This is a genomic window from Sphingobacterium sp. ML3W, from assembly GCF_000747525.1.
Taxonomy (GTDB): domain Bacteria; phylum Bacteroidota; class Bacteroidia; order Sphingobacteriales; family Sphingobacteriaceae; genus Sphingobacterium.
In genome coordinates this window covers 4,210,716-4,236,688 of sequence record NZ_CP009278.1, presented here as the reverse complement: position 1 = coordinate 4,236,688, position 25,973 = coordinate 4,210,716, and the positions used below count along the sequence as shown (strand labels likewise).

24 protein-coding genes and 2 tRNA genes are annotated in these 25,973 nt (G+C 35.5%); 11 read left to right on the top strand and 15 right to left on the bottom strand.

The window, feature by feature from the left end; all coding sequences use genetic code 11:
- The first annotated feature begins 19 nt into the window (after positions 1-19).
- Together KO02_RS18190 and KO02_RS18185 are read left to right on the top strand one after the other, a co-directional pair.
- Positions 20-93 (top strand) — tRNA-Met (locus tag KO02_RS18190).
- Positions 94-398: 305 nt separating this feature from the next.
- Positions 399-472, top strand: a tRNA-Met gene (locus KO02_RS18185).
- Between the two features lie 120 nt (positions 473-592).
- Here KO02_RS18185 and KO02_RS18180 read toward each other — a convergent pair.
- The 13 genes from KO02_RS18180 to rplM form a co-directional block, all read right to left on the bottom strand.
- A complete protein-coding gene (locus KO02_RS18180) occupies positions 593-1,012 on the bottom strand; it encodes an SRPBCC domain-containing protein (protein WP_038700602.1) in 420 nt (139 codons plus the stop codon).
- A 65-nt stretch (positions 1,013-1,077) separates the two neighbouring features.
- Complete coding sequence (locus KO02_RS18175; RefSeq protein ID WP_038700600.1) at positions 1,078-2,751, bottom strand: hypothetical protein; 1,674 nt, start codon at positions 2,749-2,751, stop codon at positions 1,078-1,080.
- Positions 2,752-2,760: 9 nt separating this feature from the next.
- The gene (locus KO02_RS18170; protein ID WP_038700598.1) at positions 2,761-3,537 is read right to left on the bottom strand and encodes an ABC transporter ATP-binding protein; all 777 of its coding nucleotides are present in this window, start codon (positions 3,535-3,537) and stop codon (positions 2,761-2,763) included.
- A gap of 187 nt (positions 3,538-3,724) precedes the next feature.
- On the bottom strand, positions 3,725-4,102 hold the full coding sequence (locus KO02_RS18165) for a hypothetical protein (protein ID WP_038700596.1): 378 nt from the start codon (positions 4,100-4,102) through the stop codon (positions 3,725-3,727).
- Between the two features lie 56 nt (positions 4,103-4,158).
- Entirely contained in the window at positions 4,159-4,734 is a 576-nt protein-coding gene (locus tag KO02_RS18160; RefSeq protein ID WP_038700594.1) for a pentapeptide repeat-containing protein, read from the bottom strand.
- 348 nt (positions 4,735-5,082) lie between these two features.
- Complete coding sequence (locus tag KO02_RS18155; RefSeq protein ID WP_038700592.1) at positions 5,083-5,934, bottom strand: NAD(P)-dependent oxidoreductase; 852 nt, start codon at positions 5,932-5,934, stop codon at positions 5,083-5,085.
- 187 nt (positions 5,935-6,121) lie between these two features.
- The gene (locus KO02_RS18150) at positions 6,122-6,352 is read right to left on the bottom strand and encodes a VF530 family DNA-binding protein (protein WP_400263613.1); all 231 of its coding nucleotides are present in this window, start codon (positions 6,350-6,352) and stop codon (positions 6,122-6,124) included.
- Positions 6,336-7,889 carry a serine hydrolase gene (locus KO02_RS18145; RefSeq protein WP_038700588.1) on the bottom strand — a complete coding sequence of 518 codons (1,554 nt, stop codon included), beginning with the start codon at positions 7,887-7,889 and terminating at the stop codon, positions 6,336-6,338. Before KO02_RS18145 ends, KO02_RS18150 begins: the two co-directional genes overlap by 17 nt.
- A 76-nt stretch (positions 7,890-7,965) precedes the next feature.
- Positions 7,966-8,847 carry an SDR family oxidoreductase gene (locus KO02_RS18140; RefSeq protein ID WP_038700586.1) on the bottom strand — a complete coding sequence of 294 codons (882 nt, stop codon included), beginning with the start codon at positions 8,845-8,847 and terminating at the stop codon, positions 7,966-7,968.
- A 413-nt stretch (positions 8,848-9,260) separates the two neighbouring features.
- A complete protein-coding gene (gene tsf, locus KO02_RS18135; protein ID WP_038700584.1) occupies positions 9,261-10,097 on the bottom strand; it encodes a translation elongation factor Ts in 837 nt (278 codons plus the stop codon).
- Positions 10,098-10,290: 193 nt separating this feature from the next.
- Positions 10,291-11,088 carry a 30S ribosomal protein S2 gene (gene rpsB / locus KO02_RS18130; RefSeq protein WP_038700582.1) on the bottom strand — a complete coding sequence of 266 codons (798 nt, stop codon included), beginning with the start codon at positions 11,086-11,088 and terminating at the stop codon, positions 10,291-10,293.
- A gap of 18 nt (positions 11,089-11,106) precedes the next feature.
- Positions 11,107-11,493 (bottom strand): 30S ribosomal protein S9, encoded by a 387-nt coding sequence (gene rpsI / locus KO02_RS18125; RefSeq protein WP_038700580.1) that lies wholly within the window; start codon positions 11,491-11,493, stop codon positions 11,107-11,109.
- 11 nt (positions 11,494-11,504) lie between these two features.
- Positions 11,505-11,948: a 50S ribosomal protein L13 gene (rplM, locus tag KO02_RS18120; RefSeq protein ID WP_038700578.1), complete on the bottom strand. Its 444-nt coding sequence runs from the start codon at positions 11,946-11,948 to the stop codon at positions 11,505-11,507.
- A 281-nt stretch (positions 11,949-12,229) separates the two neighbouring features.
- Between rplM and KO02_RS18115 the strand changes: the two genes are divergently transcribed.
- From KO02_RS18115 to KO02_RS18095, 5 genes are all read left to right on the top strand, one after another.
- Positions 12,230-13,939 (top strand): tetratricopeptide repeat protein, encoded by a 1,710-nt coding sequence (locus tag KO02_RS18115; RefSeq protein ID WP_038700576.1) that lies wholly within the window; start codon positions 12,230-12,232, stop codon positions 13,937-13,939.
- Entirely contained in the window at positions 13,929-14,720 is a 792-nt protein-coding gene (locus tag KO02_RS18110; RefSeq protein WP_038700574.1) for a DUF4292 domain-containing protein, read from the top strand. The genes KO02_RS18115 and KO02_RS18110 overlap by 11 nt, the downstream gene beginning before the upstream one ends.
- Before the next feature lie 104 nt (positions 14,721-14,824).
- Entirely contained in the window at positions 14,825-16,120 is a 1,296-nt protein-coding gene (locus tag KO02_RS18105) for a murein hydrolase activator EnvC family protein (RefSeq protein WP_038700573.1), read from the top strand.
- Positions 16,121-16,214: 94 nt separating this feature from the next.
- Complete coding sequence (locus KO02_RS18100; protein ID WP_038700571.1) at positions 16,215-16,415, top strand: twin-arginine translocase TatA/TatE family subunit; 201 nt, start codon at positions 16,215-16,217, stop codon at positions 16,413-16,415.
- Positions 16,416-16,625: 210 nt separating this feature from the next.
- Positions 16,626-18,032 (top strand): lytic transglycosylase domain-containing protein, encoded by a 1,407-nt coding sequence (locus KO02_RS18095; RefSeq protein WP_235212285.1) that lies wholly within the window; start codon positions 16,626-16,628, stop codon positions 18,030-18,032.
- An 84-nt stretch (positions 18,033-18,116) separates the two neighbouring features.
- On the opposite strand, the gene KO02_RS18090 is transcribed toward KO02_RS18095, so the two are convergent.
- Both KO02_RS18090 and KO02_RS18085 read right to left on the bottom strand, forming a co-directional pair.
- Positions 18,117-18,629 carry a phosphoribosyltransferase family protein gene (locus KO02_RS18090; RefSeq protein ID WP_038700567.1) on the bottom strand — a complete coding sequence of 171 codons (513 nt, stop codon included), beginning with the start codon at positions 18,627-18,629 and terminating at the stop codon, positions 18,117-18,119.
- Positions 18,630-18,733: 104 nt separating this feature from the next.
- Entirely contained in the window at positions 18,734-19,318 is a 585-nt protein-coding gene (locus KO02_RS18085; RefSeq protein ID WP_038700565.1) for a C40 family peptidase, read from the bottom strand.
- A gap of 530 nt (positions 19,319-19,848) precedes the next feature.
- Here KO02_RS18085 and thrA point away from each other — a divergent pair.
- From thrA to KO02_RS18065, 4 genes are all read left to right on the top strand, one after another.
- The gene (thrA, locus tag KO02_RS18080) at positions 19,849-22,296 is read left to right on the top strand and encodes a bifunctional aspartate kinase/homoserine dehydrogenase I (protein ID WP_038700562.1); all 2,448 of its coding nucleotides are present in this window, start codon (positions 19,849-19,851) and stop codon (positions 22,294-22,296) included.
- Positions 22,297-22,348: 52 nt separating this feature from the next.
- Entirely contained in the window at positions 22,349-23,329 is a 981-nt protein-coding gene (locus KO02_RS18075) for a homoserine kinase (RefSeq protein ID WP_051960030.1), read from the top strand.
- 7 nt (positions 23,330-23,336) lie between these two features.
- On the top strand, positions 23,337-24,644 hold the full coding sequence (gene thrC / locus KO02_RS18070) for a threonine synthase (protein WP_038700560.1): 1,308 nt from the start codon (positions 23,337-23,339) through the stop codon (positions 24,642-24,644).
- Between the two features lie 140 nt (positions 24,645-24,784).
- Positions 24,785-25,972 carry a class I SAM-dependent rRNA methyltransferase gene (locus KO02_RS18065; protein ID WP_038700559.1) on the top strand — a complete coding sequence of 396 codons (1,188 nt, stop codon included), beginning with the start codon at positions 24,785-24,787 and terminating at the stop codon, positions 25,970-25,972.
- Position 25,973: the final 1 nt, after the last annotated feature.

Genomic DNA, 25,973 nt, shown 5'->3' with positions numbered 1-25,973 from the left:
CATTTGCATTCCCAAAAACGGCGGGGTAGCTCAGATGGTTAGAGCGCAGGATTCATAACCCTGAGGTCGGCAGTTCGATTCTGCTCCCCGCTACAAAAACTCTAAATCCTTTATTGCGTATTGGTTATACTTTTATAGTATTATTTGTAATAATACATATTTATTTTGTCTTTGCAATTATTTTCCAAAAAAGTTTTATTTAAAAAGTTGTGAAAGATAGGGAGCCTTTTCGATACATGATTTTTTATTTACTACTCCGCTTATTTTTTACAATTAGTATTTGTTTCATTATAAAGGAATTGCGTTTTTTTTAGTCTCTAAGACTGTTAAAACATGAAAAAAAAACAAAAAAAGCTTTTTTTATGACGGGTTATTGCTATATTTGCATACCGAAAAACGGCGGGGTAGCTCAGATGGTTAGAGCGCAGGATTCATAACCCTGAGGTCGGCAGTTCGATCCTGCTCCCCGCTACGAAAAAAGCTTCAAGTTTACTTGAAGCTTTTTCATTTTATATCTTTTTGAAGTATCTATCATTTATCCTTTTCTCGTTATTCTAAGAAAATAGAAAAAAACTAAATCCTAAATTACATTTTATTTTACTACTTGTTCTTCTACATATTTTTTTAAATTATTAAGGATAGCCTGCCAACCGGCATGCTGCTGTTCTTCGGAGTGTGTGGTTTCGCTATCAAAGCTCTGAACGATGGTTACGACATGATTGTTCTCAAAGAATGTTGTACTTACTTTTCGATTATCTTCTAAGCTATAGGCGATATGTTGTAAAGGTTTTACTTCATCATATTGTCCTCCTAGAATGAAGCTAAAGCTTTTATCTTTAGCAGCCATGTGAAAGCTGAATTTACCACCCACACGAAGGTCGTTGGTTGCTGATGTTGTTTCCCAATCTTCACTGGCGGCATTCCAAATGACAATATGTTCTGGAAGAGTAAATAGCTTCCAGACGAATTCTAAAGGAGCATGTATATCGGCACTGACAGTTATTGTTGACATAATTTTTTGTTTATAAAGTATTAATATAAAGATAATTAATATTTCTTAAGATTGGAGTCTTCTTTTTAATTGTCGTTAAAAGCTAAACTCTTCCAATTTTCTTTATTCAGATATTTCAGCATGTATAAAAATATGGCCCATGCAATGGCTGCACTTGCCCAAATGACCATTTCGTACTGATGAATAATGATATGTAAAAATCCTATAAGAGCCAATAAGCCTAATACTAATAGATTGATAAATACTTTGCTTTTGCCATTTTCACTTGCTTCGGAAAAAGGAAATGATTTGACTAAAAATAACATGACCAAGACACTTTCGATTCCCCCAATGGCTGTTGCCAAAAGAATATCATTGAAAACATGTACGCCAAACATCGGTATACAAATCATTAAGAAAATAAGATTGAAAGGGATGAAATACTTTATAAATGCAGCTTTCAAAACGCCTGACATCAGTTCGCCCGTTTGTTGAATGGGGGCCGCATAATAAATCCATGCTGCTTTGTATTGATTACTTTTGGTGATCAACTGGAATACGGTTAATACCGTCAATAAGGAAAGATAAAAAAGCATAATGTATATACCTGAGGTATTCAGACGAGCTATCTGCTCAGTCATTGAACTACTTTTTCCTTGCAGGAATAGAAATACAAAATAAATCGGTAAGTAGGCCATAGTTGGATACAATTGCATTTTAAACTCTCTTGAGCGCGCAGTTATCAACCATATAATTGAAAAACCAGCCTTTTCTAAGGGTGTGCTAGTAAAGATTGTTTCCAGTTTTTTATAAAATGGCTTCTTATTTCCACGGTCGATTTTATCGCTTTCGACTGGAGCGTCTCCACTTGCCAATTGCGCGATTTTAGTATTGAAATCTTTTGAGAATAATCGTGAAGCACCTGATATAGAGACAATAAGTAGTGTCATGCTCAGCGCAGAAAAGCTTATTGACAATACCGTGAAATCTTTGTTTATCAACGCTTGGAATGATGCTATCCAGGTTCCTGGAGAAAACCAAAGCAACTTGAGGTTATCTATACTGGTTTCCCCCTCTGTGATATTCTGCATGACTCTTGGCCCAATTTGATAGCTCAGGAAAATAAAAATTGAAAAGAATATTTGGAGGTAATTGATGACATCTTTAAACTTTTGAATGGATAAGAAACGGAGACATAAAGAGTAGAAAATATTGACAAAGAAAACCGCGATTATAGTCGCTATTATAATTTGAATTAGGAAAATAATAGCTGGGAAAATACCCCAGCTTATAAAAATATATATCAAACCGGGCAATGACATTGCCAGTAGTTGAGTCGAAATCTTTATGAGCATGTAAAGCACTCTTGAAAAAGCAACTGTTTTATCGTTTACAGGTCTTGGAAGAATGATGTATTGGTCTTTATTATCGAGTAGAATGGTTGAGAAGTCTGAGATCAGGGATAATGATAACATCGACAATAGCATAGTTAGAAATAAGGATGCTGCTAAAAATTTGTCTTCAATAACGACGATAAAAGATAAGAATATGAATCCCATGAATAGGAAAATAAAAAATTGAAACCAAGTGGAATACTTGGAAGCTTTTTTATTTTTGTTTTGCGAAAACGAAGCTAAAGGACGTCGATCATCTATCGTTAGTTTTGTCTCTATGATTAATTTTAACTGCGCGACATCTATGCCCATGGCTGTCCATAATTTACTGAATAGTAAAATGAATTTTAACGTAAGTTTTTGCATGGTATTAGATTAACGAATGGCTGAAATAATATGTGATGCATCTACACTGCTATCTTCTTTCCCTGTAAGTTTGGAAAAAATCTGTTCTAGAGAATCGGCTTGATTTGTTTTTAATTGTTCAAATGTACCGTCGGCTATGATATTGCCTTCAGAAATGAGCATAATGCGGTCAGACACTTTTTCGACAACATCCATCATGTGTGAGCAATAAAAAATTGTTTTGCCTTCTTTGGCTAATAGGGAGATTAATTCTTTGACAACAATTACTGCATTGGCATCTAATCCAGATAAAGGCTCGTCGAGCACAATGATTTTTGGATTGTGGATAATACCAGATATCAATAGTACTTTTTGGCGCATTCCTTTTGAGAACGTATCCATCCTGTTATTCATACTTGCTTCAAGACCAAATGCGATTAACAATTGTTGGGCCTTTTGTTGGATGATAGTATGGTCCATACCATATAACTTACCGACGAAGTCTAGATATTCCATAGGTGTTAGGACATCATAGAGTTCTGCGTTTTCTGGAACGTAGCCTATAAGCGCTTTTACCGCCAGAGGATCTTCCTTGATATCAATATCATTTATGATTACTTCACCTTCAAAATCATTGATTAATCCAGTTAGAATTTTTACTGTTGTAGACTTTCCTGCACCATTGGGGCCGATATAACCAATTACTTGACCGGGGTAGATATCAAGATTTATCCCTTTTAATATTTCTTTTGTCCCGTAAGATTTGTGCAGATTTGAAATTTTGATAATTGGTTTGCTCACTTCCATAAAATAAGTTATTATGAGCTAAAGATATAAAATTTGAAAGCTAAATTTTTAAAATGCAAAAAACAATAATCCACATTGCAATTTAGTTACAAATTGAATGAGAAAATAGCTCCTTGTATGAATATCTCCTTATCTATTGGTTTTTACCAAACCAATATTGTGTTATCACATTTTAGTATTTTTTCAACTAGGGCTTTTTATCGTTAATTGGATAACCTTCTTCATCTAAATCGTTGCGGAAATCTTCTGGAGTTTCAGCGAGTAATTTATCAATTGGTTTTATTTTAACTTCGCCTTCTATGCGCATACCATCTTCATTCAAGTCGTCTGCTATCAAGTCGTCCAAGTCTGCATATTCATCGCCGACATACGGGTTAGAATTGTCGTATGAGGAGTCATCGTCAGCAGCTCCTTCTGCGACTGTTTCATAATCACTTGGGTGATCATAATCAGGATCGCTATCCTCTACATCTAATTCGAAAGATTGCTTATCAGTATCGTATGCCAATTGATCAGCAATCTGAATTTCTTTATCTTCCTCGTTCTTTTTGTTCTGTTTAGACATTTTAAAATCTCCTCTCTATATCAAGAAAACAAAAAAAGAGCATAAAAGTTTAAAATTTAAGACTCGATTTTAATATCATATTCCATAAGCAACCCAGGTAGGGTTAATAATGAAAATTTTGCTTTTCTTAACCTATTTTTATTAGGCGAAAGGGTGATATTAATTGCATTTCTAAAATCTACTTGCTCTAGATTTGTCTGATCAAAAATGGATTGATTTAAGTCACAATTATAAAAAGAAGAGCCAGTGAGATCTGATTCAGAAAAATCTACTTCTCGCATTTGACAATCTTTAAATGTTGTTTTTTTTATTTTTAATTGGTAAAAGGAAGCATGATCGATGTTGCAATTTTCAAACATAAAAGACAAACCAAAGGTATTGCACTGTTGGAATTGTAAACCTAATAATTTGCAATCACGAAAAATGGCTTGTTGAAATGTCGTGCCAGATAGCTCAGCCAGTGAAAAATTACAATCTACGAATATACAATCTGTGAATATGCTATTATTAAGTTTACTGGCAGAGAAGTCACAATTCTCAAACCTACAATTGTCATATTCAGCCTGTTCAAAAAGATTTTTTTTAAAATCAATGGAAGTCAACTTTTCCCCTTCGTAGTATTCAGTAGTCATACTCAAAAGTAGAGATTAAAACCAAGAATAAGTTATAAATAATAGGCTTTATTTGCTGATTGTAGGTGTCAATTAAATTTGTGATAAAAAAATGATAGGTTAAATCAAACTCAGGTTTTGGATTGGCCACAAATATCTTGGAGATTGTGGCCAATGATTATTTTCAATTATAGTTGTTGTACTTATATTTCCTATTTCAAGTCATTATTGTAACTTTTTATAATTCTTGGTAGAAAAAAAAATGAACTGTAATTTCAGGGTCTATAAATGCTTTAAAAATCTGATTAACAGGTTTTCTAATTAGCATTTGGGTTTTTGCACATATTTCATTTTCTATCTTTGATGTTACTACAGGTATTTTAAATAATTGATTATTCCGATTACATCCTGTTTTCCTAAACCTGCATCGTGCGCTTTTTGATAGCTGTCAATTAACACTTTGCTTAATGGTGAGTCTAAACCTTCATCTTTTGCTAATTTTATATCCTTTAGCATAAAGTCTAATGCAAAAGCTGGAGAATAATCTTCCTGTAAGAGTTGTGGTGTCTTCACCTTGGTGGCTCCGCTACCACTTGCACTTTCGTTTATAATAGCTAACATGTCAGATCTAGATATTCCGCTTTTTTCAGCAAATAGTACAGTTTCGGCAAGGCCTTGGTAAATAATAGAAAGGAAATAGTTGATTGCAAGTTTAGCCGCAATACCACTTCCTACTGGCCCAAGATGCTTGACTGCCTTTCCTAGCTTTTGCAAATAGGGTAAAGCTTCTTCAATATCCTGCTTGTTTCCACCAGCCATAATGATCAATGTCCCTTCTTTAGCTGGAGCAGTACTGCCAGCAACTGGAGCATCAATAAAACGGGCCTCCTTTTCTCCTAATTGTTGCGCTAAGGATAATGATAATTCTTTTGATATCGTACTCATATCAATGAATAGTTTTTCAGTTAGGTCCTCTATGAGGAGGATGTCTTGATAAAGGTCGCGAATTGCCTCATCATTAGAGACCATGGTAAAGATGATGTCACAGTTTTTAACTAATTCTGTAGCGCTTAAGTACACTTCTGAAAGATCTGTAAAAGGTTCTGATTTACTTGCTGTTCGATTGAAAACTGAAAGTGGGAAACCTGCTTTTTCAAGATTTTTAGCCATTGGATATCCCATGTTACCTAGACCTATCCAACCAATTTTTTTATTATCCATGTGTGCTACGTTTTATACAGATATAACAACTATTTTCAATTGATGGTTTTTATATTCTGTAGGAGTTAGTTATTTTATTTTGAAGATTTTATAATTGATTTCTCTTTCTTCAATGCCTCGCTTTTAATCTTATATATTTATTTGTATTTTTTATTGAGGAGGTATCCAATATGGGTACCTGCATTCACTATTTGTTTTCGTATAAATACAATTTGACATAGAGTTCTTCTACTTTTTTGCGTGCCCATGGTGTTTTTCGTAAAAAAACTAATGATGATTTAATACTCGGATTTTCATTGAAGCAACGAATATTGATACGCTCACCTAAGCCTTCCCATCCTCCAAAATATGCGACTAGATATTCTAATATTGCATCTAATCTTTGCCCATGTAGGGGATTATTAATTTGTTCCATTATTGGTTTGTTTTTTAAAGTTTAAATCTTGAAAGTCAAAGCTAAAATCTGTTAAGGGTGAAATGGGCTTCATTGTAAATTCGACCTTGTTGTTACCTAGAATATTGAAATATATAAACGCGTCTGCATACATAAAACGATTATGCCATTTGACAACATACGTGTTGTCTTTATAATAGAACAGCTCGCCGGTAAGTTGTGGAGAACGTTTAGAAGCAAAAGTTAATTTACCATTTTTAAGCCGAATGGATACCTCACCAAGCCAATTATCCATGTATCGACCTTGTATGTCTTGGTCATGCTGGTGCTTTGTTTTTTTATTATCTTCAACGATTTGCCATGTTTTTTGCGTGATTTGGTCTGCATGTTCGACAGTTAATGCATTTGACTTTTCATAAGTAGTGATCCAATGCTGGTCGGGAATTCCTAGATAGAAATCTTTTATACTGTTACTAATGGCATTGAATGCTGCCCCCTCTTGTTGATTGGTCAAGACCACTATGCCAAGCTTTAGTTGCGGAAGCATGATAATTTGTGTTACGATTCCCTCCAAGCCGCCTGTATGTGAGACCTCCAATTTACCAGCTATATCAGTGAGACGAAATCCTAAACCATAAGACCTAAATAGGGAATAGTATGGGGCCACCGTTTGTACAGGCATGATGGTTTGTGCCGTAGTTAGTTCTTTTAATTGTTTTTCAGAAATCAATTGTTTCCCATTATTATCCCCATTATTAAGGTGAAAAATCATCCACTTATTGAGATCGTTGACATTTGAATAAATTCCTCCAGCTGCATCCAAGATGGTATTGGTATAACGGCTGCTGACCTGATTCTTTCCAGCTATAGGAACGTGGGGTGAAATTACATCCTCTTTGTCTCGTAATAATTTCCAGTTTGGTGCAGAACGATTCATCCCTAATGGTGTGAAAATTTGGTCTTGAACAAAATTCTGCCAACTTTGACCTGATACTTTTTCTAAAACTTCTCCAGCAATGATATACAGTAGATTGTCGTAGTCATATTTTGTACGAAAGGGCGAGGTAGGTTTTAAGTATTGTATGTTATGAATAATATCTTTAGGGGTGAAATCATGGCCATCTGGCCATATCATCAAATCTCCAGCACCTAAGCCCAAGCCACTTCTGTGTGTCAATAGATCACGAATTGTGAAATTTTCACTTACATAATCATTATACATCTTGAATTCTGGTATATATTTTTGAACACGATCATCCCAATTTAGTTTCCCCTGGTCTACTAACATGGCGAGTGCACTTGTTGTAAAAGCTTTAGAGTTGGAAGCAATGCCAAAATTAGTGGTGGCATAAACTTTGTTCGTTTTATTTAAATCGGCAATGCCATAGCCTTTAGCGAAAATTACCTGATTATCTTTTACAATACCAACAGCAATTCCTGGTACATTAAAAGTAGACAATGATTTTTGGACCAAAGAGTCCATGGTGCTTTCTTTTATATGCTGGGCAAATAAAGATGAAATGCTAAAAAAGAGAAAGGCTATGAAGACTGTTTTTTTCATTCACTCGTTGTTTTATTCAAATATCTGAATAAAAGAACAATTGTTTAGCCTTTGTGTGAAATACGAGCGTTTTTATTTAGGTGCTTTTTGCTCCGCGCGTTAATTTTTCTACGACATCCCATTGCTCATCTGTCACAGCATCTAGTCCATTGAATTCACCAGCACCTTTTAACCACTCACCACCATCGATTGTAATGACATCACCATTGATGTATCCGGAATAATCAGACACGAGATAAGCGGCTAAATTGGCTAGCTCTTGTAGGCTTCCGGTTCTTCCGAGCGGAATTCTATTGATAGGATTGAGGGTATCACTGAGGTTGCTTGGAAAGAGACGGTCAAAGGCACCTGTTGTATGAAAAGGTCCCGGTGCAATTGCATTGATACGGATACCTTTACGACCCCATTCTACAGCCAATGATCTGGTCATAGCGATTACACCCGATTTGGCACATGCCGAAGGAACAACGTAACCTGAACCGGTACTTGCATAGGTGGTTACGATATTGAGTATGGCTTTATCTTGATCTTTGTTAGCAATCCAAATTTTACCAAGTGCTAAGGTACAGTTTATGGTACCTTGTAAAACAATTCCTAAAACAGATTCAAATGCGCGATGACTCAATCTTTCAGTGGGAGAGATAAAGTTGCCAGCAGCATTATTGACTAATATATCGATAGAACCTAACTCTTGGATGCCATAGTTAATAACTTTTTCTACTTGTTCATAGTCACGTACATCACAAGCAGCCGCTATGCATTTACCTGATGCTTCGATACTAAGTTCCTTGGCGGTTTGCTGGATTACATCGTCTTTTCGACTTGTGATGATACACTGGGCACCTAATTGTAAAAAGTATCGCGTCATGGCTTTACCAAGGCCTGTACCACCACCTGTAATCAATATGTTTTTTCCTTTTAGTGCATCATCACGAAGCATACCTTGTGTTGTACTCATTTAGATATCATTTAGTGATTTATAATCAATATTATCCAATTTACGCAAAATAAATTTCACTTTCGAGTTATTTACAATTTGCTATCTTAATAGTAACCAGAACATGCTTTCTTTTCGGTCAAGAAATCTTATTTGTTCACATAAAAAAATAACTGAGCATGCCGTAAATCTCTTTTAAGGGATATCTTTTCTTTTTTATGAAAATAGCGTATGTATTTAACATGATAATAAACCTAGTAATCTTGTGTGGGTGACGGAAATATGAAGTGTGATGATTATATTAAAAACATGTTAACTTTAGATTTTGGGAAAGAATGAGAAAAGTTGAAAATAGAAAAGGCCTGTCTCCATGAGGGACAGGCCTTTTTTATCTATTTGCTTAAGACATGAATTTATTCATGTCTTAATAAGACTTATGCACCTAATTGTACACGTTTGAATGCAGTAACAGTTAAACCTTTTGAAACTGAATCTAAGAATTGAGCGATAGATTTAGAATTATCTTTTACGAATTCTTGGTTCAACAAAGTAGTTTCTTTGAAGAATTTATTCAATTTACCAGCAGCGATTTTCTCAGCCATTTCAGCTGGTTTACCTTCTGCCATGATTTGCTCTTTAGCGATAGCGATTTCACGCTCGATTGTATTAGAATCAACACCATCTTTATCGATAGCGATAGGGTTCATAGCTGCAATTTGCATAGCAACATCTTTACCCGCTTCTTCTATACCAGCAATGTCAGCAGATAAACCTACTAATACCGCTAAACGGTAGTTCGCATGGATATAAGCAACAACTTTCTCAGCAGAAATAGTTTCGTATTTAGAAACATCAATTTTCTCACCGATTTTACCAGTTTGTTCGATTAATAAATCAGCAATTTTAGTACCACCAATTTCTAAAGCTTTTAAGTCTTCTAAAGAAGCAGGTTTGTTAGCCAAAGCAACTTCAGCAATTGACTCAGCAAAAGCTACGAAATCAGCATTTTTAGCTACGAAATCTGTCTCACAGTTTACTTCAACTACGATACCTGATTTACCATCAGCAGCAGCTTTAGCAATGATAACACCTTCGTTAGAATCACGGTCTTGACGGCTAGCAGCAACTTTAGCTCCTTTTTTACGTAAGTAATCTACAGCAGCTTCGAAATCACCGTTTGCTTCTACTAACGCTTTTTTACAATCCATCATACCTGCGCCTGTTTGTTGACGCAACTTGTTTACATCTGATGCAGAAATTTGTACTGACATGATATATTCTTTTTAAATTTTTGACTTATTATTTTCTTGACAATATTAACCTAAATCGTGTTAAGTTAATATAAAGTTTAGCCCTTCTTGTTACAGAAAAGATAAACCAAAAAACCGGACAGATAGGTTAGTCCAAGAAAAGAATTCTTTTCCAGAAACCAACGCTACGCTATCCGGTTTGGAATAAAAAATATTATTCTCCGTCTTTCGCTTTACGAGGACGTTTAGCTTCTGAAGCTTCAGTAGTATCAACTTTAGCCTTAGCTGCAGCTGCTTCTTTTTCTGCTTCGTCTTCTTTATCACGTTTACGTTCGTCCAAACCTTCTTGGATTGCTTGACCAATGATGCTTGCGATTAAGCTAATAGATTTACTAGCGTCATCATTTGCAGGGATTGGGAAATCAATGTTTGAAGGGTCAGAGTTTGTATCAACCATTGCAAAAGTAGGGATGCTCAATTTGATTGCTTCAGTAACAGCGATGTGTTCTTTTTTCACATCGATGATGAATAAAGCAGCCGGTAAGCGGTTCAAATCAGCGATACCACCCAAAAGTGATTCTAATTTGATACGCTCACGTTGAATCATCAACTTCTCTTTTTTAGATAATACATCGTATGTACCATCTTTTTGCATTTTGTCAATTGTAGACATTTTTTTGATGGACTTACGCACTGTTGTGAAGTTTGTAAGCATACCACCTAACCATCTCTCAGTAACGAAAGGCATGTTAACTGCTTTCGCTTGTTGAGCTATGATTTCTTTTGCTTGTTTTTTCGTTGCTACGAATAAAACTTTACGACCTGATTTTACGATTTGTTTGATAGCTGATGAAGCTTCTTCTAATTTCGTAAGAGTTTTGTTCAAATCGATAATATGGATCCCGTTGCGCTCCATGAAAATGTATTTAGACATTTTCGGATCCCATTTACGAGTAAGGTGACCAAAGTGCACACCTGCATCCAATAAATCTTGATAAGTTGTTCTTGCCATTTTTTGATCCTCCTTTGATTAACGTTTACTGAATTGGAATCTCTTACGAGCTTTCTTGCGTCCTGGTTTTTTACGCTCAACCATACGGTCATCACGTGTTACTAAACCTTTAGCACGTAAAGCTGGCTTAACTTCTGGGTCTAATTCAACCAATGCTTTCGCAATAGCTAAACGGACAGCTTGCGCTTGACCAGTAACTCCACCTCCATTAACGTTTATTTTCGCATCAAAATTCCCTGCTTGACCTGCTACTTCTAAAGATTGAGTAACAATGTATTGCAAAGGCAATGTTGGGAAATATTCTTTGTAGTCTTTACCATTAATAGTAAGGACTCCGCTACCAGCAGTTAAGTAAATGCGGGCAACAGCAGTTTTTCTTCTTCCTGAAGTATTAGTTGTTGTCATGTCGATTCTCCTTAAAATTTAACTGGTTTTGGATTTTGCGCCTCTTGTTTGTGCTCAGTTCCAGCATAAACGTAAAGGTTTTTAAACAATTGACGACCTAAACGGTTTTTAGGAAGCATACCACGAACAGCTTTCTCAATGATGCGTTCAGGGTGTTTAGCCAATAATTCTTTAGGAGTGATGAAACGTTGACCACCCGGGTATCCCGTGTAGCGAACGTAAGTCTTGTCGCCCAATTTATTACCTGTCAATCTAATTTTTTCTGCATTGATAACAATAACGTTATCTCCGCAATCTACGTGAGGGGTAAACGATGGCTTGTGCTTTCCACGAATCACTTTCGCGATTTCGCTTGCCAAGCGCCCCAAAATCTCGCCTTCAGCATCAACAACAATCCATTCTTTGTTGACGGTGTTCTTGTTGGCAGAGACAGTTTTGTAACTTAACGTATTCACTTGCTTTTAATTAAATAATTAATAAAATGTTATTACTTCTTTCCCTATGTCTCAAGGGACTGCAAAGGTACTTTTAATTTTTTAATTCCGAAAATCTATTTTCCTTTATTTTAGGGACTTTCATTCTGAATACGGCTATTATTACCTTAATTAAACTTTCTATGAAAAATATAATTATCAAAAAGAACCAATTGAAATGCAATAGCGCTATTTACAGTTGTCCTTTATTAGTATATTGCAACATAATTAACACATGAATTGCAGAACGAGAAGGACAACATATGTTTAAGAAATATTTAAAATACGCTTTATTAGTTACAATGTTAACTGCTGCTGGACAGTCAGTCTCTGCGCAAAGCAGCATACAAGAAAAGCCTTATTCCTCACAATTGAAAAATATTGAAGTTTTTCTAAGGAGTGGCGATTTTAAGCAAGCTTTAGATTCTTTAGACGCGATTACATTAGCTTACCCTAAGGCCGATGATGTCTATTTCGCAAAAGCTGTTTTGTTTGGGCAAATGCGGAACGTTGATCGCGCTTTGGAAGAAGTGAATAAGGCTATAGCAATCGATTCTAAAAATGAATATCTAAGTTTCAATATTGATATCAATAAAGGGAAAGGTGATCTTACTAGTGCGATTCAGTCGTTGGATATTTTAATGCAAAAGGATCAAGTGAATAAAGCAGCTCTGACACGGGAAAAGATTATGCTATTGTTCAATAGCGAGAAGAAGGATGAAGCGCTGGCATTATATCAGGATACTCGAAAAGCATCGACACCTACTGATACTTTAGATATTATTGGTGCGACCCTGCTACTAGCTAAGGATGACTTTTTATCTGTCATTACGCTGCTCGAGCCTTGGGTGGTCCAAAAGTCTCCATTAGCACAAGTATATAGCCAATTGGCGCAAGCATACCGCGGTAATAAAGAACCTAAAAAATCGATAGGTATATTGAATACAGGGATTCTAAATACTAAGGATGATTATCTTTTTTTAGATCTAGCCGATGAGTATCGTTTATCGGGGAAAAGTAAGCTCTCTTTTGAATATCTTAAACAAGCGTTTTTATCAAAGAATATTGATTTTGGAGAAAAGAATAGAATTATTCTAACCTTATTGACACCCAATAGTGGCTTTTCATTGATTCAGACCCAGGAACTAGCGAATGCATTGGTAGATGTTCATCCTCGCGTTGCTGAAAGTCATGTTGCTAAAGGACAGGTGAATTGGATGCGCAATGATTTGGTTGGTGCGCAGTCTTCATTTTCTATTGCAGTAGGTATTAATCCTTATCAAATTGATGCTTGGCGTATGTTAATTAGTGTTGATCTAGCTTTGGAACAATATGATCAAGCAATACAACATGGTGGCGAAGCCTTGCACAATATACCTAATAATCCTGTTCTGTTATATTTCAGCTCAATTGCATATACTTTAAAGGGAAATTACGAACTAGCACGTAACTTGATGGAAGCAGCATTAAATAATGGGCAGAATGAGAATGAAATTTTTCAATCTAATATTTACAGTGGTTTAGGGGATATTTATCATAAACTTGATATGCAGTCTGCTTCGGATGTGGCGTATAGAGAGGCGATTAATCTCGATAGTACAAATGTAGGTGCTATGAACAATTTAGCTTATTATTTGTCGTTAAGAAATCAGGATTTAGAAGATGCAGCCAAGTTTGCCTTGACAGCGAATGAATTAAGACCGAATGATGCAACGTTAGAGGATACATATGCTTGGGTTTTATTTAAACAAGAAAAATATGCTGATGCATTGTTATGGATTGAAAAGGCTATGAAAAATTCGGATTCTGTGTCTGCAGTGTTATTGGAGCATTATGGTGATATTTTGATTAAAAATAAAAAGACAGCAGAAGCAATGAAGCAATGGAAACTTGCGTTAGATAGAGGAGGCGATTCTGAAACCAACATAGAGAAGTTGAAGGAAAAGATAAATAAGAAAGCTTATGTGGAATAGATCTGTCGCTATTATTTTATTGCTCGTGATATGTGCATCCTGTAGTACGAGGAAAAAAACACTAAAAAAAGAAAATAATATAGGACAGGTTGAGGTGCTGGAGAAAACTGATTCAAAGCATGCAATTGTTGAAAAATTTTTGTTGTCAAATCTTAAGTTTACAACTTTCTCTGGAAAAGCTAAGAGCAAAGTAACTTTAGGTAAGTCTTCGTATGATGTGACGGCTAATATTAGAATTGAGAAAGATAAGCGAATTTGGATATCTATTACAGCTTTATTGGGTATTGAAATCGGTCGAGTTTTGATTACACCAGATAGTATTCAGATCCTGAATAAATTTCAGGGTGAATACATTGCTAAGCCATTCAGTTATTTGTACCAATATGCTAGTAACGATTTGACTTTTGCTAATGTTCAAGATTTGTTTTTGGCCAATTTTTCAAGCAATTTATTAAGTACGACCAACTTTGTACTTGATCAAGTAAGTTTGCCAATTCAGTTAAGTGGTAAGAAGAATGAGCTATCTTATCTATACTTGGTCAATCAACAAAATAGGTTGGATTCATTTCGTTTGGAACAAACGAGTAAAGGACAAAAATTGGAAGCTAGTTATGCTGATTATGCTAATCATGCAGGTATGTTGTTTCCAATGGGGCTTGAGTTATTAATTTTGGGAGGTGATATGCGTATTATGGCGAATTTTAATTACAGTAGGGTTTCGTTTAATGAAGCGGTTGATATGCCATTTGCCATATCTAACAAATACAAAGTAATTAAGTAATATTTGTACGATAATCCTTAAGATTTATTACTTTCGCATTTGAGACTATTTTTAATCGAATCATATTAAATTCAGAATCAACTGCTAGTAAAAGATTACTATAGATGAATTTTAAAAGAACAACACTAAGTATAATTGCGTTTTTTTTGATGCTGGGGGTCGGTTTTTCGCAAACTAGAGCTGAGCTTGAGAAAAAACGGGAGAAAATAAATCGTGAAATCGCGGAGTTGCAAAAAACGCTAAAAGAAACGACAACTGAGAAATTATTGACTCAAAAGCAGGTAAGTGCGTTGAGTAGTCAAATTAATTTGAGGCAAGAGAAAATATCAACGATTAGCACGGAACTAAGTTTAATTAATCGCCAGATTAATGCCAACACAAATGCTGTTGATAAATTAAAAGCTGAATTGGAGAAAATGCGTAACGATTATGAAAAGATGGTCATGTTTGCCTTCCGTAATCGTAATGCTTATAATAAGCTCATGTTTATTTTTGCTTCAAAAGATTTTAATCAAGGATTCCGTCGAGTGAAATATTTACAACAATTCAATGATTCTCGGAAATTAAAGGCAAGTGAAATAGAGGGGACTAAAAAACAAATAGAACAAAAAATAGCACAATTACAAGCTGACCGTAATAAACATAAGCAATTATTAAATGAACAAGAACAAGAGAAAAAAACGATTGCAGAGCAACGTGCAGTTTTCTCTAAAGAACTCAGTTCTTTAATAACGACCGAAAAAGGTGTGAAAAGTGATATTACGCAAAAACAAAAAGAAGAACGTAAGTTGAGGTCGGCTATTCAAGCGATTATTAAGCGAGAGATTGAGGCTGAACGAAGAAGGCAAGAAGCGGCACGTAGAGCAGCGGAAGCTGCTGCAGCACGAAGTGCTAAGAAAAATGATACGAAAGAGGCGCCTAAGGAAGCAACTAAGTCTACTGCAAGAAAATCAGATTCTGAAGTATTGCGTGCTACACCAGAAGCTGCACGTCTTTCTGCAGACTTTAGATCAAATCGTGGACGATTACCATGGCCAGTATCGAATGCGAAAATATTACAAAGTTTTGGTACCGATAAAACGGGGCGGAATGTTTCTGTGAGTCACGAATCATTAAAATTGCAGACAAGTAGTGGAGCTGGTGTGAAAGCCGTGTTTTCAGGAACTGTTACCAGTACATTGACGCTTAACGGTCTTAAAGTAATTATTATTTCTCACGGTGAATTCTTCTCGGTTTATAGTAATTTAGCTAGTTTTAATGTATCTAAAGGACAGAAAGTTTCGGCAGGACAAGCAATCGGAACCGTTGCAAATGATCCAGATTTGGATGCACCGGTGTTGGATTTTCAGATTTGGCAAGGACAAATTCCGATGAATCCGCAATCATGGTTAGCGAATTAAAAAAATATAGAAATAAAAATTATTATGTACATTTGTTATTAAGGTATAAGTGTATATACTTAAATGAATATTGAAAAACAGTAAATTATAAGTTATGTTGACATCAGGGTTATTAATAATGGGTATTGGAGGTCAGGAATTAATTATAATCGTTGTAATATTATTATTATTATTTGGCGGTAAAAAAATTCCTGAATTGATGCGTGGATTAGGTAAAGGTGTAAAAGAATTCAAAGACGGACAGAAAGAGGATTCTACAGAGGATACTAAAGAAAAAACAACGGAGAATAAATAGTCTCAATTGTTATTTTAGAAATAAGATTTTACGAGCAGTAAAATCTTATTTCATTTTCTACAATTCCCAATATTGTAAAAAGTTATGTTCTTGTAACATACATGATCTAGACCTATATTTTTTAGGTCTATTTGTCAACCATAATTAAAAAAGATGATTGAAAGAAAGAAGACTCTATTAGCAATAAGTTTTGCACTCAGTACTTTTTGTTTGTTTGCACAAGAAAGCTCTATTGATGAGATGAGGAATTCTACACAAGCGATTATTTTAGCGAGTCTTGATCGTGAGAAGGCGGCTATTTTACAACAGCTTGATAGTATTAAATTCGTGAACGCTGGTGAACAGGATGTCGAGGGAGTAGTCTTTGATATCGATGATGTCCATGTTGTTAGAAAATTGAATGCCTTAGCACGCGAAGTACCGTTAGACTATAACCAGTATGTTCGTAAATATATAGACCTTTACAGTTCTAAAAATTATGCGGGGCACATGTCTCGTATGTTAGGTTTGGCGCAGTATTATTTTCCGCTTTATGAACGTATCCTATCCGAGGTAGGTGTACCTAAAGAGATAAAATATCTTTCAATCATTGAATCGGCTTTAAATCCGCATGATGTGTCAAGGGTAGGGGCTACAGGACCATGGCAGTTCATGTATGGAACAGCAAAGATGTATGACTTAACGATGGATAATTACGTTGATGAGCGTAAAGATCCTATAGCTTCTAGTTATGCTGCTGCTAAATATATGAAAGAAGCTTACGCTGAATTTGGAGATTGGTTATTAGCGATTGCCTCCTATAATTGTGGAAAAGGTGGGGTTAAGCGTGCCATTTTAAGATCTGGGAAAATTCAACCTTCATTTTGGGAAGTTGCACCTTTTTTACCTAAAGAAACTAGAAATTATATTCCAGCTTATATCGCAATGACTTATACATTAGGATATGCACAAGATAATGGAATAGAAGCAAAAGAGAGTGATCTGGCATTAAATACGCAAGTTTTAGAAATTGATAAGTTTGTTTCAATATCAGAAGTGGCTAAAGCAATTGATGTTTCAGAAGAAAGTTTGAAATTATTAAATCCTGCCTATAAAAAAGGTATCGTCAATGGTTCAGATGAATCTCATCGGCGCTTAATTATTCCAGAATTAATCGAAGATATCAACAGGGAGCAGCTTTATCTCGCTTTAAATACAGCCGTAGAAAAACCTATTCAAGTCGTTGAAACAGCTAATGATGATATTCGCGTTAGTGGCCAGCTTAGCGCCGCTAAAAAACATCAAGTGAGAAAGGGTGAGAATCTAGCTTTTATTGCAAAAAAATATAATGTTAGTGTTCAAAACCTTAAAGCTTGGAATAATCTAAAAAATTCAAATGTTAGAGTAGGTTCTTCATTGCTCGTCAAAAGCGGTGGTGTAAACAATAGGTTGGCTCAAAAAACAAATGCTTCTTCAGCAAAGAAATCAAATTTTTCGGTATATACAGTGAAAAAGGGGGATACGCTTTCTGGTATTGCAAGTAATAAGGGAATTTCATTATTAAAATTGAAAGCTGATAATAATTTGTCGCATTCGAGATTGAAACCTGGTATGAAATTGAAGATTAATAAAGGTTAACTATAAAAGACTCTATAAAAGGCAAGCGTCCAGCTATATAAATAATAGCTGGACGCTTGCCTTTTATATATGATAGCATAGTCACTAAACTAACCAGGCAGCATCATCCTCTGCTTCGAATCCTTCAAGGTTAACCTCTACATGCTCTTTTAGTATAGTAGATAGCTTTAACCCATAATAATCGCTTACGATTGGAAATTTCGGGTGGCTTCTATCAATAAGTACAGCTGTTCTCATTTTTTTAATAGGGACGTTTAAAAATACTCCTAGACCATAGGCTAGTGTTCTTCCGCTATTTAATACGTCGTCCACTAATATTAACGTTTTATTTTTTACAGTTTCAATAGGATAGTCTGTCTCCGCCTTTAAGGAGCGACTGGTTTTGTTCATCGTTACTTTTAAAAGCTCAATATTTTTATCTGATATTTCTGCCAATATCTTCTGTAAGCGTTGTGCAAAAACATATCCTCTATCAGCTATGCCAACCAATACTAATGTATCTTCTTCAAAATTATCTTCTAAAATCTGATAGGCTATGCGTATTGATTTTTGCTTTATTTGTTCTTTATCTAATATGAGCGTTTTCTTTGACGACATAATGGTAATAAATTTATTTACGGTAAAAGTACTAAAATCTTTGCAAAAAAAATGTCCGAATGCATGAACATTCGGACATTATCTTATCTTGATAAAATTCAATTTTAATTGAATTTCTCTGAATTTTCAGCATTTAATATATCGGCTGTAAGTGATTTGTTATCATCAGGAAGTCTACCTCCGTCATAATAATAACGTCTCCAATAGGCTTCTCCTAAATTGCTGATCATAACGCCTTTACTTGAAGAAGCATGAGCGAATTTGTTATCTCCGATATAAACTCCAACATGTGTAATACTTTTACTTCTAATCTTGAAAAATACCAAATCACCTGCTTTTAATTCATCTTTTTTAACAGTCTTAATTTGTGAATATTGATTACGGCTATTATAACCCAACGTCGTATTAAATACTTTGTCGTATAATTCTAAAGAGAATTTCGAACAATCAATACCTCTTTTTGAGTCACCACCTAAGCGATAAGGAGTTCCTAACCATTCGTAAACAAATTGATATAATTTTGTATTTGTAGTTGCTGATACTGCAACTCCCATGATTTGTGAGAAGTATTCTTTGGCGAGATTGTCCGGGTCAGATTCCGGTTTAGATTGGGTTTTCGTTGATTGTGCCTGCGACACTAGACATAAGCCTATAAATAGCATTGAAGCTAATATTTTCTTTGTTTTCATTAAATCGCTTTTATGTACAACTTTAACTTATTCTTTACTTTTATTGATGGGATGTCAACTATTTTGGACATCACTGTTGCGAATATAATACAACTCATCTTACTTTGCAAAAAAGGTAACAAGTATTTAACGAACTTTTAACGTTTTTAACACTTTATTTATTGAAATGCAATTTATTGATTAAAAATATGCTGTCAATTTTAAGTTACAAAAATATTTTAAGTTTAGGAACTTGAAAATGTGTAATTGATACCCAAAGGGCACTTTTATTAATAAATGTCAAATAAAACATTATTTTGTTTTGATACTTGTTAAATATTGTATTATATTTACGGAAGTAAAGCAAAGAATAATGAAAAATACTACAATTATTACATCGATTATTATTACCACCGGGATAAAACTTAGGAGGAGGTAGTTTCGTTGTATAGAAATGTAGACAAGATATTTCGAAAACGCCTTCCTCTCTGAGTGAAGGCGTTTTTTTTATGCATAAAAATAAAAACAAAAACTAAACAGTAATTATAATTATGAAAATTTTAAAATTTGGAGGAACGTCGGTAGGGTCTGCGGAAAGTATCAAAGCAGTACTTGATATCGTTAAGAAATCGTACGATTCAGGAGAGCAGCCATTGGTTGTTTTATCTGCTATGTCTGGTGTGACCAACTTACTTACAAAAATGGCTGTGGATGCCTCCGAAGGAAAGTCATTTCATGAGGAACTCTCATTAATTGAGGTCAAGCATTTCGACGTGATTAAAGCATTAATCACGGTTAAATATCAGAATCCGGTGTTCACAAAGTTGAAGCTATTCTTTAATGAAATAGAAGAATTGTTACAAGGAATCTTTGCATTGAGAGAATTGAGTGAACAAAGCAAGGATTTAATCGTGAGTTATGGTGAACGTTGCTCTGCTTTTATGATTTCAAAAATTTCGGAGCAACATATACAGACCTCTATGTTCGTAGATGCTTCACATTATATTAAAACAGATTCACAGTTTGGACATGCTCATGTCAATGATGTTCTGACAGAGCAACTTATTAATTCTTTGTATTTAACAAATAGTGATCAGCTGTTATTCGTTACTGGATTTATTGCGTCAAATGAAAAAGGTCGTATTACCACCTTAGGTAGAGGAGGCTCGGATTATACAGCAGCTATTTTTGGGTCTGTCCTGAATGCCTCTGCTATCGAAATATGGACTGATGTAAACGGTATGTTGACAGCGGATCCTCGTATTGTTAAAAAAGCGTTCTCATTGCCGGTTCTTTCCTATACGGAGGCTATGGAATTGTCTTACTTCGGTGCAAAGGTAATTTATCCGCCAACGATGATACCTGCATTTTTGAAAAAAATACCAATTGTTATTCGTAATACTTTTGAACCCGACTTTGCAGGAACTTTTATTCAGTTTGAGAGTGGTAAGACATCGTTGCCGATTAAGGGTATTTCTTCGATAGCGGAAATAGCAATTATTAATTTGAGTGGCTCAGGTATGATCGGCAAATCGGGGTTTAGTGGTCGTTTATTTACGCTGTTGGCAAGAGAGCAGATTAACGTTGTTTTAATTACTCAATCTTCTTCTGAGCATAGTATTACTTTTGCTGTAAACCCGGAAGATGCTTTACGTGCTAAAACTTTGATTGAAAATGAATTTGAATTGGAGTTACAGGCGAATAAATTAATCCAACCTGAAATAGAGAATAACTTATCTGTCCTTGCTATTGTTGGCGAGAATATGAAAAAGACACCGGGGATGTCAGGAAGATTATTTTCTTCGTTAGGGCGTAATGGTATCAATGTGAGAGCAATAGCACAAGGGTCTTCAGAATATAATATTTCTGTTATTATTAATAAAAATGATTTGTCAAAGGCGCTGAATGCAGTACATGATGCATTTTTTGCAGAGCTTAAGAAAACATTACATGTTTTTAATTTGGGTACTGGTAATATCGGCTCTACGTTATTTAAACAATTGGATAATCAATATGATTTCTTATTGAAGAATAATGATCTCGATATTAAAGTTGTTGGTATTTCAAACAGTAAAAAAATGTTATTCAAATTGGATGGCGTTGATTTGGCAAATTGGGATACAGAACTATTAGAGCAAGGTGAAGATGCTGATCTGTCTGTATTCATAGAGCGTATGAAAGGATTTAATCTTCCTAATTGTGTCTTTATTGACAATACAGCTAGTCGACTTCCAGCTACTTATTATGAAGGAATTTTTAAAGCTAATATCTCTATCGTCACCTGCAATAAAATTGCCAATTCAGGGCGATACGAACAATATAAGGTCTTACGTGAAACGGCTCACAAGCATGGTGTAGATTTTTTTTATGAAACAAATGTGGGTGCTGGACTTCCAATTGTCCGTGTTTTAAAAGATCTGATGTTAAGCGGAGATCGAATAGTGAAAATTGAGGCTATTCTTTCTGGTACAATTTCTTACATCTTTAATAATTTTAAAGATGAGGTTTCTTTTTATGATGTAGTCAAGGAGGCTCAGGGTTTGGGGTATACAGAACCTGATCCAAGGGATGATTTGGGGGGTGTTGATTTTATGCGTAAGATGCTGATTTTAGCACGAGATGCAGGGTATGCTATCGAATCTGAAGATGTAAATTTAGGAGCTATTTTACCTGAATCTTGTTTGAATGCAAATTCTGTTGAGAATTTTTATGAGGAATTGAGAAATGAGAATGATTATTTTGAATCGCTAAAAGAAAGAGCTCGTGTTGAGAATAAAGTCATTCGTTATATCGGAAAATTGGAGGATGGTGTGGTATCTATTTCGGTTCAATTGGTCGATAGTCAACATCCTTTCTATGCCCTGTCTGGAAGTGATAATATTATTTCGTTCACGACACAACGTTATAAAGAAAGACCATTGGTTGTCAAAGGTCCTGGCGCAGGAGCAGAAGTAACGGCTGCGGGGGTTTTTGCTGATTTAGTAAATGTTGGCGCGTAATTAAAGTTTCACCACAGCTGTTGTTATAAACAACAGTTTCAAAATATTGATTATGAATACTTCATACTTGAAGAAAAAAATAAACGTTGATACTATGCTGGCTGAAGTTCGAGTCTTTGCTCCTGCGACAGTCGCGAATATGATTTGTGGCTTTGATATCTTAGGGTTTGCTCTAGAAGAACCAGGTGATGAGGTCGTCATGCGTAAAACAAATAAGCCAGGTGTTGTTATTACTAAAATAACTGGCGACGATGGACGACTTCCCCTAGATACCAATCAAAATACAGTATCCGCTTGTGTTCAATTTTTATTACAACATTTGGACCTACAAGATCAGGTGGGAGTCGAGATTGAATTGCATAAACATATGCCGATTGGATCGGGGTTAGGTTCCAGTGCAGCCAGTACGGTTGCAGGATTATATGCCATCAATAAAATGTTGGGAGATCCGTTATCCAAAGATGAATTACTTCCCTTTTGTGTAGAAGGGGAACGTCTTGCTTGTGGACATGGTCATGCAGACAATGTAGCTCCTTCGTTATTTGGAGGCATCACCTTAATAAGAGGGAACGATCCTTTGGATTTGATTCCGCTGCCCGTTCCTCAGGAACTAATTGCAGCTGTTGTATTTCCACAGGTAGATGTACCTACGCGAGATGCAAGGCAATTAATCAAAGAGAAAATATTGTTAAAAGATGCAGTTATACAATGGGGAAATATTGCAGGATTAGTGGCCGGTTTATTTAAAGAAGATTATGACTTGATTGCTAGAAGTATGAAAGACGTGCTCATAGAACCTACTCGTGCGATTTTAATACCTCAGTTTTATGAGATGAAACAAATTGCTTTGGAAAATGGGGCATTAAGTTTTGGTATTTCTGGATCTGGACCTTCGGTGGTGGCTTTTACGAGAGATCGCGATAAGGCTAAACAAATTGTGGACAAGATTCAAGCTCATCTTGGTTTGGCTGACATAGAGAGTTTTGGTTACGTATCTGGTGTAAATATTCAAGGACCTAAAGTATTAAATTAGAATTATTATGAAATTTTATAGTACCAATAATAAAGCACTACGTGTATCATTTAAAGAAGCGGTTTTCAACTCCTTACCTGCAGATAAAGGTCTTTATATGCCAGAAGTGATACCTCAATTGGATCCTTATTTTATAAAAAATATTCAACAATATTCAATTCAGGAAATAGCATTTAGAATTGCTCAAACTTTTATTGAGGATGATATTCCTTCTGATGCATTAAAAAATATAATTGAAGATGCGATTAGCTTTAATGCTCCGGTTAAATTCTTAAGTGCAGATACAGGCGTTTTAGAATTATTTCATGGGCCTTCTTATGCCTTCAAGGATTTTGGAGCACGATTTATGAGTCGGGTAATGGCTTATTTTTCTACTTCTGATGATGCTTTACTAGATGTTTTAGTCGCAACTTCGGGCGATACGGGGGGGGCGGTAGCTTCCGGATTTTTAGGTGTTGAGGGTACTCGCGTAACGATCTTATATCCTAAGGGTAAAGTTTCTGAGATTCAGGAATTACAATTAACAACTAATGGTCGAAATATAAGAGCAATTGAGGTTGACGGTACTTTCGATGATTGTCAGGCTTTAGTTAAGCGTGCTTTTAATGACCAGGAGCTCAATGGATGTCTTAGACTTACATCTGCTAATTCTATTAATATTGCCCGATTGATTCCACAGACATTCTATTATTTCTACGCATACGCACAACTAAAAGCACAGGGAATCGATCGTGTTGTTTTTACCGTTCCCAGTGGTAATTTTGGTAATATTGGAGCAGGATTACTGGCTTATAAAATGGGACTTCCTGTAGAACAATTTGTTGCAGCTACTAATGCAAATGATACTGTTCCTCGTTTTCTTAGGAATGGATTATATGAACCCAAACCATCTATACAAACACTAGCAAATGCAATGGATGTTGGAGACCCAAGTAATTGGGTTCGAATTCGGGATCTATTTGAGAATAATTTAGAAAACCTGAATAGGATGATTACCTCTTACAGCTATACTGATAAGCAAACAAAGGCTGCTATGGAGCAGTTGCATCATACTTATCACTATATTGCTTGCCCACATACGGCAATTGCATGGTTGGGTTCTCAGGCGTATAGAGGTGAACATCCTGGGTCTTATGGTTCGATTTTCTTATCCACTGCCCATCCTTGTAAATTCCCGGATGCAATTTCAGAAGAGGTTTTCAAAAAAATCAAGTTGCCTGAAGGTGTAGAACAACTTCAACATAAAACGAAGGATGTTGTGGTATTACCTGCTGAATTTGATGCATTCAAAAACTATTTGATTGCTAATAAATAATACAATCGGTTCATTCTAATGAACCGATTGTATTATTTGATCTCAATTAATACCTACAAAAGTTAACCTCGAAAGTACACGGATAAATTAAGCATACAAGAAGTTATTCAAATCATCGAAAAACCTGTACTTTTGTGTCGATGAAAAAAATTATTCTGAATAAAGGAAAAGATAAAGCAGCTTGGCAGCTTCATCCTTGGATTTTTTCTGGTGCAATAAAGCGTATAGACGGTGCACCTGAAAATGGGGATGTCGTTACTGTTTTTAATGCAGAAAATGAGTTTATAGCCTTTGGCCTTTTTCACGATTCATCTCGTGTTGCTGTTCGTTTATTAGAGTGGCATCCGGATCAGCAAATTGATGACCAATGGTGGAGGACAAGGATTCAAAAAGCTGTTGAAGCTCGCCGTCATTTGTTGGTTGCAGGAGAGAATGATACAGCTAGATTGATTTTTGCTGAGGCTGATTTTGTACCGGGCTTAATCGTTGATAAATATGCCGATTATATCTCTATACAAGTGCACGCAGCAGGGGTGGAGAAGATTAAGAATGTTGTAATAGACGAACTTAATAAATTATTAAGCCCTAAAGGCATCTATGAGAGGTCTGACCTTAAGTCTCGTGAATATGAAGGCTTACCGGATACTAACGGTGTTATTTTTGGTGAAACTCCTCCCGAATTTGTTGAGATTGTTGAAAATGGTATTCGATATCAAGTAAATATTGTAGATGGTCAAAAATCAGGGTTCTATTGTGATCAACGTGAAAACAGGGCTTTAACGGCTCATTATGTAAAAGGTAAAAAGGTTTTGGATTGCTTTTGTTATTCAGGTGGTTTCACTTTAAACGCGTTCCGAGGAGGTGCTGCAAGTGTAACATCTGTGGATAGTTCGGCATTGGCCATCGAAACACTCAATGGTAACATGATTTTGAATGGCTATGATACAACAAACTATACCGCAATCCAGTCAGATGTCAATAAGCAACTGAAAATTTTTGCTGAAGGCAATGAAAAATTCGATGTAATAATTTTAGATCCACCGAAATATGCACCTTCCAGATCATCTTTAGAACGTGCTTCTCGTGCCTATAAGGATTTAAATAGGAGAGGGCTTATGCTCTTGGAATCAGGGGGCTTGTTAGCAACATTTTCCTGTTCTGGAGCAATGGATATCGATACCTTTAAGCAGGTTCTGGCATGGGCTGCGCTGGATGCTGGTAAAGAAATACAGTTTATCAAACAGTTTCATCAACCCGATGATCACCCAGTAAGGGCATCTTTTCCGGAAGGAGAGTACTTAAAAGGATTATTAGTAAGAGTTATTTAAA

Bases quoted from the DNA above. Each gene is read 5' to 3' on its own strand.
- thrA (WP_038700562.1), top strand. From the start codon at position 19,849: ATGAAAATTTTAAAATTTGGAGGAACGTCGGTAGGGTCTGCGGAAAGT.
- KO02_RS18110 (WP_038700574.1), top strand. From the start codon at position 13,929: ATGTGGAATAGATCTGTCGCTATTATTTTATTGCTCGTGATATGTGCA.
- rpsB (WP_038700582.1), bottom strand. From the start codon at position 11,088: ATGGCAAGAACAACTTATCAAGATTTATTGGATGCAGGTGTGCACTTT.
- KO02_RS18085 (WP_038700565.1), bottom strand. From the start codon at position 19,318: ATGAAAACAAAGAAAATATTAGCTTCAATGCTATTTATAGGCTTATGT.
- KO02_RS18100 (WP_038700571.1), top strand. From the start codon at position 16,215: ATGTTGACATCAGGGTTATTAATAATGGGTATTGGAGGTCAGGAATTA.
- KO02_RS18170 (WP_038700598.1), bottom strand. From the start codon at position 3,537: ATGGAAGTGAGCAAACCAATTATCAAAATTTCAAATCTGCACAAATCT.
- KO02_RS18145 (WP_038700588.1), bottom strand. From the start codon at position 7,889: ATGAAAAAAACAGTCTTCATAGCCTTTCTCTTTTTTAGCATTTCATCT.
- KO02_RS18115 (WP_038700576.1), top strand. From the start codon at position 12,230: ATGTTTAAGAAATATTTAAAATACGCTTTATTAGTTACAATGTTAACT.
- KO02_RS18165 (WP_038700596.1), bottom strand. From the start codon at position 4,102: ATGTCTAAACAGAACAAAAAGAACGAGGAAGATAAAGAAATTCAGATT.
- tsf (WP_038700584.1), bottom strand. From the start codon at position 10,097: ATGTCAGTACAAATTTCTGCATCAGATGTAAACAAGTTGCGTCAACAA.
- KO02_RS18075 (WP_051960030.1), top strand. From the start codon at position 22,349: ATGAATACTTCATACTTGAAGAAAAAAATAAACGTTGATACTATGCTG.
- KO02_RS18160 (WP_038700594.1), bottom strand. From the start codon at position 4,734: ATGACTACTGAATACTACGAAGGGGAAAAGTTGACTTCCATTGATTTT.
- KO02_RS18180 (WP_038700602.1), bottom strand. From the start codon at position 1,012: ATGTCAACAATAACTGTCAGTGCCGATATACATGCTCCTTTAGAATTC.
- rpsI (WP_038700580.1), bottom strand. From the start codon at position 11,493: ATGACAACAACTAATACTTCAGGAAGAAGAAAAACTGCTGTTGCCCGC.
- thrC (WP_038700560.1), top strand. From the start codon at position 23,337: ATGAAATTTTATAGTACCAATAATAAAGCACTACGTGTATCATTTAAA.
- KO02_RS18140 (WP_038700586.1), bottom strand. From the start codon at position 8,847: ATGAGTACAACACAAGGTATGCTTCGTGATGATGCACTAAAAGGAAAA.
- KO02_RS18155 (WP_038700592.1), bottom strand. From the start codon at position 5,934: ATGGATAATAAAAAAATTGGTTGGATAGGTCTAGGTAACATGGGATAT.
- KO02_RS18175 (WP_038700600.1), bottom strand. From the start codon at position 2,751: ATGCAAAAACTTACGTTAAAATTCATTTTACTATTCAGTAAATTATGG.
- KO02_RS18105 (WP_038700573.1), top strand. From the start codon at position 14,825: ATGAATTTTAAAAGAACAACACTAAGTATAATTGCGTTTTTTTTGATG.
- KO02_RS18090 (WP_038700567.1), bottom strand. From the start codon at position 18,629: ATGTCGTCAAAGAAAACGCTCATATTAGATAAAGAACAAATAAAGCAA.
- KO02_RS18065 (WP_038700559.1), top strand. From the start codon at position 24,785: ATGAAAAAAATTATTCTGAATAAAGGAAAAGATAAAGCAGCTTGGCAG.